Annotated in this window: 6 protein-coding genes, 1 tRNA gene and 2 pseudogenes; 2 read left to right on the top strand and 7 right to left on the bottom strand. The window is 60.5% G+C overall.

The genetic code is table 11. The features are described from left to right. Positions 1–737 (top strand): annotated as a pseudogene (locus ACP5EL_RS07785) (hypothetical protein); the annotation flags it as partial. Positions 738–790: 53 nt separating this feature from the next. Here ACP5EL_RS07785 and gatB read toward each other — a convergent pair. From gatB to ACP5EL_RS07750, 7 genes are all read right to left on the bottom strand, one after another. Further along, positions 791–2209 (bottom strand): Asp-tRNA(Asn)/Glu-tRNA(Gln) amidotransferase subunit GatB, encoded by a 1419-nt coding sequence (gatB, locus tag ACP5EL_RS07780; protein ID WP_428401948.1) that lies wholly within the window; start codon positions 2207–2209, stop codon positions 791–793. 1 nt (position 2210) lies between these two features. Further along, positions 2211–3638, bottom strand: coding sequence for an Asp-tRNA(Asn)/Glu-tRNA(Gln) amidotransferase subunit GatA (gatA, locus tag ACP5EL_RS07775; protein WP_428401947.1), 1428 nt, complete (start codon positions 3636–3638; stop codon positions 2211–2213). 5 nt (positions 3639–3643) lie between these two features. Beyond that, complete coding sequence (gatC, locus tag ACP5EL_RS07770) at positions 3644–3925, bottom strand: Asp-tRNA(Asn)/Glu-tRNA(Gln) amidotransferase subunit GatC (protein WP_428401946.1); 282 nt, start codon at positions 3923–3925, stop codon at positions 3644–3646. Between the two features lie 157 nt (positions 3926–4082). Continuing rightward, positions 4083–4156, bottom strand: a tRNA-Arg gene (locus ACP5EL_RS07765). A 2-nt stretch (positions 4157–4158) separates the two neighbouring features. Beyond that, on the bottom strand, positions 4159–4467 hold the full coding sequence (rpsJ, locus tag ACP5EL_RS07760) for a 30S ribosomal protein S10 (RefSeq protein WP_428401945.1): 309 nt from the start codon (positions 4465–4467) through the stop codon (positions 4159–4161). Positions 4468–4492: 25 nt separating this feature from the next. Further along, the gene (gene tuf, locus ACP5EL_RS07755) at positions 4493–5761 is read right to left on the bottom strand and encodes a translation elongation factor EF-1 subunit alpha (protein WP_428401944.1); all 1269 of its coding nucleotides are present in this window, start codon (positions 5759–5761) and stop codon (positions 4493–4495) included. A 71-nt stretch (positions 5762–5832) separates the two neighbouring features. Next, positions 5833–8028, bottom strand: coding sequence for an elongation factor EF-2 (locus ACP5EL_RS07750; protein ID WP_428401943.1), 2196 nt, complete (start codon positions 8026–8028; stop codon positions 5833–5835). 408 nt (positions 8029–8436) lie between these two features. On the opposite strand from ACP5EL_RS07750, the pseudogene ACP5EL_RS07745 reads away from it, so the two are divergent. Then, a pseudogene (locus tag ACP5EL_RS07745) lies at positions 8437–8630 on the top strand (hypothetical protein); the annotation flags it as partial.

The raw sequence follows: 8630 nt of genomic DNA, 5'->3' as shown, positions 1-8630 counted from the left end.
GCCCACCCCCATACAACAAGAACCTGGGAGGGGTCCACTTCAGAAAGTACGAGCTTGCGGCGATATCGACAGGCTCTTCCGACGGCGACTACCTCCTATTCACCTGGGGCCCCACCAACCACTGTCTCTACAAGAGGTACTGGGGATGCGATGAAGGCGTCGCCTGCAATAAGACCGAGGACTGGGTCTCGATCGAGGGCGAGATCGGATCCAGGCCTGTTGCGGTCCTCCTCTCGGAGAGGATCTATTTATTCGCCCTGAACAGCTCCAAAGGGCTGGTCTGGAACTCCGCCGACCTGCCCACTGAGAGGTCCCGAGAGGGGCCGGCCTGGGCGGGTTGGCAGCCCCTCGGCAGGTCCTTCGCCTCCCCTCCGACGGCGGCCTGTGACGGCGAGCTGATCCACATCTTCGCCCTGAACAATGGGGGCGGTATCGGGCACCTCTCCGTCGACCCCGAGACCGGCGACACCTCCGTCGAGACGATAGACCAGTGGGCCGACTCGGCCCCGGCGGTCGTGATAGAAGAAGGCAGGATCGACCTCTTTGCAACCCTCGGCGAGGAGCTGATCCACGTCGTGGACGAGGGTGAGGGCTGGGAGGACGGAGAGAACCTGAAGGGCTCGATCTCGGGCCAGCCCGCTGCCGTCTCCGATGGGATGGGCCAGATCTGGGTCTTCGCCCAGGGGCAGGGAGGGTGGCTCTGGGGAATCCACTACAGCCCGGAGAACGGTGCCTGAGGATAAAAAGATAGGAAAAAAGACAAAAATAGACCGAGGAGGGAGGGGTGCCCTCAGATCTCGTCGAGGGCTTCTTTGACCAGCCGGTTAGCCTCCCCCGGGTCTGCCCTCCCCCGAGTCTTCTTCATCACCATGCCCACGATGAAGTTGATCGCCTTCTCGTTTCCGCTCCTGTAGTCGGCCACCGCCTGGTCGCACTCCTCCACCGCAGCCCGGACCGCCTCCAAGACCGCTTCGTCCTCGGCCCTGGCCAGCCCCCTCGCCGCCACCACTGCGGCCGGATCCCCACCCTGGTCGAGGATGGTGCGGATCACCTCAACGGCGCCCTTCTCTGTGATCCTGCTCTTCTCCAGCATATCGAGGATCTCGACCATCTGGTCGGGGCTGAACTTGTCGATCGGCATGTCCCGGTAGTTCAGCTCGCCCTTGAGGATGTCGGCGATCCAGACCGCCGAGAGCCTCGGAGACGCCCGCTCTGCCACCAGCTCGTAGAAGTTTGCGACCCTGATATCTGAGGTGAGGGATTTCGCGTGATCGTCGGCGATCCCGTACTCGGAGACGAACCTCTCCCTCTTGGCGTCGGGAAGCTCCGGAAGCTGTGCCTTCACCTCCGGCACCCAATCGGCGATCCTCATGGGAACGAGGTCGGGCTCGGGGAAGTAGCGATAGTCATGAGCCCCCTCCTTAGTCCTGATGGATACGGTGATCCCCCGGAGCTCGTCGTAGTGGCGGGTCTCCTGGACCTGGGCGACCCCCCTCCTCCGGGCGCTCCTCTGCCGGGTGATCTCGTAGGCGAGGGCCTTCTCGACCCCCTTGTGGCTCGATATGTTCTTCACCTCGGCCCTCTCGCCGCCGGCGAGGGATATGTTCGAGTCGATCCTCATCGCGCCCTCCAGGTTGCCGTCGAAGACGTCCAGATATTCCAAAATGTTTCGGAGCTTGTCCAGGAAGGACCTGGCCTCCCTTGGAGACCGCAGGTCCGGCTCTGTAACCACCTCCAGGAGGGCCATGCCGCATCGGTTGTAGTCGACCATCGAGTACTTGGCCCGGTCGATCGTCCCGGCGTGGACGAGCCTTCCGGGGTCCTCCTCCATGTGGACTCTGGTAATCCTGATCGTCTTCTCCTCGCCGTCCTCCCCCTTGATCAGAATATGGCCCCCGAGCCCCAGGGGGAAGTCGTACTGGGTTATCTGGAAGGCCTTGGGGAGGTCGGGGTAGTAGTAGTTCTTCCGATAGAAGAGCGTCTCTCCCTGGATCTCGCAGTTGAGGGCGAGGGCGACCCTTATCGCGTACTCGACGGCCCTTCTGTTCACCACGGGAAGGGTTCCCGGCAGCCCCAGACAGACAGGGCAGGTGTGGGTATTGGGAGGGGAGTCGTGATAGTCGGTGGAGCAGGCGCAGAAGAGCTTCGAGTTCAATCTGTTCAGCTGGACGTGGACTTCCAGGCCTATGATGACATCTTTTTCTGCCATCCTAGACCACCTCCCTCGGGACGAACTTGTGGTAGGGCGTCGCATCCTCGTAGGCCTTGGCGGTCCTGAGGACGCCAACCTCATCGAAGTGGCGACCGATGATCTGCAGCCCAATGGGAAGGCCGTCGGCAAAGCCGCAAGGTAGGGATATCGCCGGAACGCCGGCCAGGTTTATGGGTACGGTGAAGACGTCGGCCATGTAGAGGGAGAGCGGGTCTTCGATCCTCTCCCCGATCTTGAAGGCCGGGAAGGGCATGGTGGGCGTCACCAGGACGTCGGCGCCGCCGGCCGAGAGGGCCCTCTCGAAGTCCTGCTTGATCAGGGTCCTCACCTTGAGGGCTTTGAGGTAGTACCTGCCGTAGTAGCCGGCCGAGAGAGCGTAGGTCCCGATGAGGATCCGCCTCTTCACCTCGGGGCCGAAGCCTGCGGCTCTGATCTCGGAGAACGTCGTATGCCAGTCTTTATCGGCCCCCAGCCTCAGGCCGTAGCGAAGGCCGTCGAACCGCGCCAGGTTCGAGGAGGCCTCGCTCATGGCGATGATGTAGTAGGCAGAAAGGGCGTACTTGGTGGAGGGAAGGCTCACCTCCTTCCAGGATGCTCCCAGCTCCTCGAGCTTCGATATGGCGTCCAAGACCGCCTTCTCAACAACCGGATCCACCCCTTCGCCGAAGTACTCTTTGGGAACGCCACAGACCAGCCCCTCGACGCCGCCGTCGAGGCTCGGAAGGTATCCACCATCGGACTTTACAGATGTCGAGTCCCGCGGGTCGTGGCCTGCTATCACCTCCGCCACCAGGGCCGCGTCCTCGACGCTCAAGGCCAAGGGCCCGATCTGCTCAAGACTGTTGGCGTAGGAGACAAGGCCGTACCGTGATACGAGGCCGTAGGTGGGCTTGAGGCCGACGATCCCGCAGAAAGAGGCGGGACAGCGGATCGAACCGCCGGTGTCCGAGCCCAGGGCGCACGGGGCCTCGCCTGCGGCCACGGCCGCGGCGGACCCGCCGGAGGAACCGCCCGGAACCCGGCCGGTGTCCCAGGGGTTTCTGGTCGGGCCGAAATAGCTCGTCTCGGTGGAGGTGCCCATGGCGAACTCGTCCATGTTGGTCTTGCCAAGGATGATCGCGCCCTCCTGCTTCAGCCGCTCTATGACGTGGGCGTCGTAGGGTGGGATGTATCCCTCGAGGATCCTCGACGAGCAGTTCGTCTCGATCCCCCTGGTTGAGATGCTGCTTTTGATGGCGATGGGAACGCCGGCCAAAAGGCCGGACCAGGGAGCTTTGTCGAACTCCCGGGCCCTTTCGAGGGCCAGATCCTCCGAGAGGTTTGTATAAGCGTTCAGATCGCTCTTCTCGATCTTCTCGAATAGGGAGAAGACCATCTCCTCGGCCGAAGCTCCTGCCGCGAGCCTCTCTTTGAGCTCTCTCAACATGACGATCACACGATCCTGGGGCTCTTGAAGTAGCTGTTCTCCCTTCTGGAGGCGTTCGAGAGCGCCTCCTCCTGGGAGATGGACTCGGCCACCACGTCCTCCCGGAATACGTTGGTCAGGTCGACCACCCGGTAGGTGGGCTCTACATCCTCGGTATCGAGCTCGTCGAGCTGATGGAAGTAATCCAGGACCGAGTTGAACGAGGCTACGAAGGCCTCCTTCTCCTCCTCGGCGACATTTATGCTGGCAAGCCAGCTTATATGATCTACATCTTCTCCGGTAATCATCGTTATCCCACGCCGATCCTTATCTCTGGAAGATGAAGAAATCCTAGGAGGCTATGAACCTTTTGCCGGAGGCGACGGGAGAGAGGAGAATGCCAAAAATGTCGAAGAGAGACGATAGCCGAAAAAAAGGGCGAAACAAAACAAAAAAGGGTCGTAGCGGACTCGCCGGGATTTGAACCCGGGACTGAGGCTCCGGAGGCCTCCGTGTTATCCAGACTATACTACGAGTCCAGCTAGGATTCCAGCACTATCTCGATGTTGACGTTCTTGGGAACCTGTATCCGCATAAGCTGACGAAGGGCCCGCTCGTCGGCATCCAGGTCGATCATACGCTTGTGCACCCGCATCTCCCAGTGGTCCCAGCTGGCGGTCCCCTCCCCATCGGGGCTCTTTCTCGTGGGAACCACCATTCTCTTGGTCGGGAGCGGGATCGGTCCCGCCATGTGCACGCCCGTCCTCTGGGCGATCCCTCGCACCTGGCTGCATATGTCGTCCAGGGAGCGGGGATCGGTCCCAGATAGCCGTATTCTTGCCTTCTGCATAACTCAAACACCAGAAAAATTTGAGTTAGCGGGGTGTGATGTTCATGCACATGCCCGCTGCTATCGTCTGGCCCATATCCCTGATGGCGAACCTGCCCAGCTGTGGGATCTCCTTGACCTTCTCGATCACCATCGGCTTTGTGGGCGTCACGGTGACTATGGCGGCGTCGCCTGCCTTGATGAAGGCTGGGTTCTCCTCCTTCACCGCGCCGGTCCTGGGGTCGAGCTTGGCCTTGATCTCGGTCAAGGTACAGGCGATCTGGGAGGTGTGGCAGTGGAAGACGGGAGTGTAACCCACGGAGATGGCGCTGGGGTGCTGCAGGACCACGATCTGGGCCGTGAACTCCTTGGCCACGCTGGGCGGCGAGTCGACATGCCCGCAGACATCGCCTCTCCTGATATCCTTTCTTCCGACGCCCCTCACGTTCCAGCCGATGTTGTCGCCGGGCAGAGCCTGGTCGGCCTCTTCGTGGTGCATCTCGATCGTCTTCACCTCGCCGCTGACGTTGGCGGGCTCGAAGATGATCTTGTCGCCCTTCTTGATGATCCCAGTCTCGACTCGGCCCACGGGGACGGTTCCGACACCGGAGATGGTGTAGACGTCCTGAACGGGCAGTCTCAGAGGCAGGTTGGTGGGCTTCTCGGGCTCACTGAGGTTGTTCAGGGCCTCGAGGATGGTGGGGCCGCTGTACCAGGTGAGGTTGTCGCCCCGGGCGATGACGTTGTCGCCGACGAAGGCGGATACGGGTACAAAGGGTATCTCTGCCACCTTGTATCCGACCATCTGGAGCAGCTTTCCGACCTCTTCCTTGACCTCTTTGAACCGCTCTTCGCTGTACTTGGCGGCGTCGATCTTGTTCACCGCGATGACCAGCTGGTTGATCCCCAAGGTCCTCGCGAGGAAGACGTGCTCTCTCGTCTGGGCCATGACCCCGTCGGGGGCCGCGACCACCAGGACTGCAGCGTCGGCCTGGCTAGCTCCAGTGATCATGTTCTTGATGAAGTCTCTGTGGCCGGGACAGTCGACTATGGTGAAGTAGTACTTGTCGGTGTCGAACCTCTGGTGGGCGATATCTATGGTGACGCCCCTCTCTCGCTCCTCTTTCAGGCTGTCCATGACCCAGGCGAACTCGAAGCTGCCCTTTCCCTTCGACTCGGCCTCTTTCTTGTACTGCTCGATGATATGTGGAGAAACAGCGCCGGTCTCGAACATCAGCCTTCCTACGAGAGTGGACTTCCCGTGGTCGACGTGTCCGATGAACGCCAGGTTCATGTGTGGCTTCTCTGATGCCATCTTTATCTCCTCCGGTTAACTTTTAACTCCGTATTCACGTCTCTTCCGTTTAAATCTTTTCAGGGAAGGCCTCAAGCCTTCAGGTAATCGCTGGGCTTAGGCATTTCGGTCTTTAAACCCTTGCGGCCTCTGATCTGACGAACGGTCTCCTGCATCGCCGCAGGGGGGATCGGCTCAAAGCCGGCGAACTCCGTGCTCCAGAGAGATCTGCCCTCGGTGGCCCCCCGGATCGCTCCCGCAAACCCGAAGAGCTCAGAGACCGGCGCCTTCGCCTTGATTATGATCATGTCGCCCTCGGTCTCCATGCTCAGGATCATGCCTCTTCGGCCCTGGATCTCGGACATGGCACCGCCCATCTGCTCCTGTGGAACCTGTATAAAGACGTTCTGGAAGGGCTCCAGAAGGGTGGGGTTCGCCATGAGGATCCCAGCCTGGACCGCCTGCCTGACCGCGGGGATGACCTGGGCGGGCCCCCGGTGGATGGCGTCCTCGTGGAGTTTGATATCCACCAGCTTTGCCTTTACGCCCTGGACAGGCTCTCTGCATATGGGGCCGTTCTTCGTCGCCTCGACGAAGCCCTCCAACATCAGCTCCATCGTCTCTCTCAGATACTGGACGCCCTTGGTCATGTTGATGAAGACGTTGGACTCGAAGATGCTGGATATATTCCGTGCCTCCTCCTTGTCCATCCCCTTGCTGATCAGGATGTTTCTCCGCTCCAGCTCCTCCATCTTCATGGAGACCTCGCCGGACTTGATCGCGTCCACCACCTCGAGCTCCAGGGGCTCGATCTCGATGTAGAAACGGTTGTGGTGGTTGGGCGATTTGCCCTCGACGGCTCCGGAAGTCTTTCCTGTTATCGACTCTCGATAGACGACGATGGGTGGCGAGGTGGTGATCTCGACGCCCTTGTCCCTCTGAATCCGATAGGCTACGATCTCCAGGTGGAGCTCACCCATCCCTGCCATCAGGTGCTCGCCGGTCTCCTCGTTGATGGTGATGTTGAGGGTCGGGTCCTCCTTCGCGACCTGCCTCAGAACCTCCACCAGCTTGGGAAGGTCGCGAGTGTTCTTCGCCTCCACGGCGACGGTGACCACGGGCTCGCTGACGTGCTTGATGTCCTCGAAGGGGGTGGCCTCCCTGTCCGAGGATACCGTCGCGCCGACGAAGGCGTCCCGCAGGCCCGTAACGGCCGCGATGTTCCCTGAGGGGATCTTCTCCACCTCGATCCGGTCGGCGCCCATGAATATTCCCGTCTGCTGGACCCGGTTGGGCTTGGCGACGCCGGAGATGGAGAGCTCCATCCCCCTCTCCAGGGTCCCCGAGAAGAGCCTGCCTGTCGCGACCTCGCCTGCGTGGGGGTCGACGGAGATGTCGGTGACCATGAAGGCGACGGGCCCCCGGGGGTCGCAGGCCTCCATCGACTTGTAGAGCTTGCTCTTCTTGTCCCCGTGCCAGATGACCCCGACACGCTCCTTCTGGGCCTTGAGGGGGCTGGGGAGGAAGCGGATGACCATGTCGTTGACTGCGAGGTAGAGGGGGCACTTCTCGGCCAGGGTCTTCATGTCTCCGGCCGCGCAGTAGTCGTAGACCTCGCCGAAGCCGATCCCCGTGCTCTTCATCTGGGGGACGCTGATAGCCCAGTTGTAGAGGGCGGACCCGAAGGCCACGCTCCCGTCGGCGGCGTCCACCTTCCATCCCGCCTTGTACTTCTCCTCGTTCATGCCCCTGATGAGCTTGTTTATGTTGTCGATCAGCTTACCCAGCCGGAGCTGCATCTCCTGCTTGTCCACCTTCAGCTCGTTTAAGAGCCGGTCTACCTTGTTTACGAAAAGAACCGGATGGACGTTCTCTTTGAGGGCCTGTCTCAGGACCGTCTCGGTCTGGGGCATGGCGCCCTCGACGGCGTCGACAACGACGACGGCTCCGTCCACGGCCCGCATCGCCCTGGTGACGTCGCCGCCGAAGTCGACGTGACCGGGGGTGTCGATCATGTTGATGAGGTACTCCTCACCCTTGTACTCGTGGACCATGGAGACGTTGGCGGAATCTATCGTGATCCCGCGAGCCTGCTCCAGCTCGTCGAAGTCCATAAATAGCTGCCTGCCCGCCAGCTCCATGGAGATCATGCCGGCTCCTGCAAGCAGATTGTCAGATAATGTGGTCTTGCCGTGATCAATATGCGCAACAATACCGATATTTCTGATCTTCTCTGGCTTGTCCATCAGCGCGGTTACGCGCTCAGCCATCTTCTTCCTCTTGCCCATATCAAGCCTCGCGAAATTTGAGATAAAGCTCTGAATCTAAAGCTTCTTAATCTTGGAGTCTCGGTTCCATTTTCGTACACCTATATAAGCCTTCGGCCCTCGATGACGCCTCTCGTGAGGTCGCTACAATCGATTTTTTCGTCGGCCTATGAAAATTGCGTATACGCTGCCAAACCAAACCAGGCATAGAAAATGCAGAGCGCCTTGCAGAGCGGCTCGGAAGCCCCCCAGACCTGCGATCGGCTCAAAGGATGCCCACAATCCTGCCCCGCGCCTGACCCCCCAGGCCATCTGAAGACGAGAACGATGCCAGAGCGTCTGGGTCCCGCCTTGGCAACTTCGGTGGCCGACGAGAGCCGACTGAGAAATACAATTTCAATTATAAAACCCTGAGTAAAGCTTATATCGATGAGACGGGACGTTCACAGGGTTTTCAAGATGGCACGCTTGGTAATGAAGTTTGGCGGATCCTCGGTGGCCGACGGGGCGAAGCTCCGAAACGTCGGAGAGCTGGTGAAGAGCCTGAGCGATGAGAACGAGATCATCGTCGTTACCTCCGCCCTGGGAGGGGTCACCGACGACCTCCTCCAGTGCGCCAGGGC

The sequence above is a fragment of the Methanocrinis sp. genome, assembly GCF_049974945.1.
In the GTDB taxonomy this organism is placed as follows: domain Archaea; phylum Halobacteriota; class Methanosarcinia; order Methanotrichales; family Methanotrichaceae; genus Methanocrinis.
This window is presented reverse-complemented; position numbering and strand designations above follow the sequence as displayed.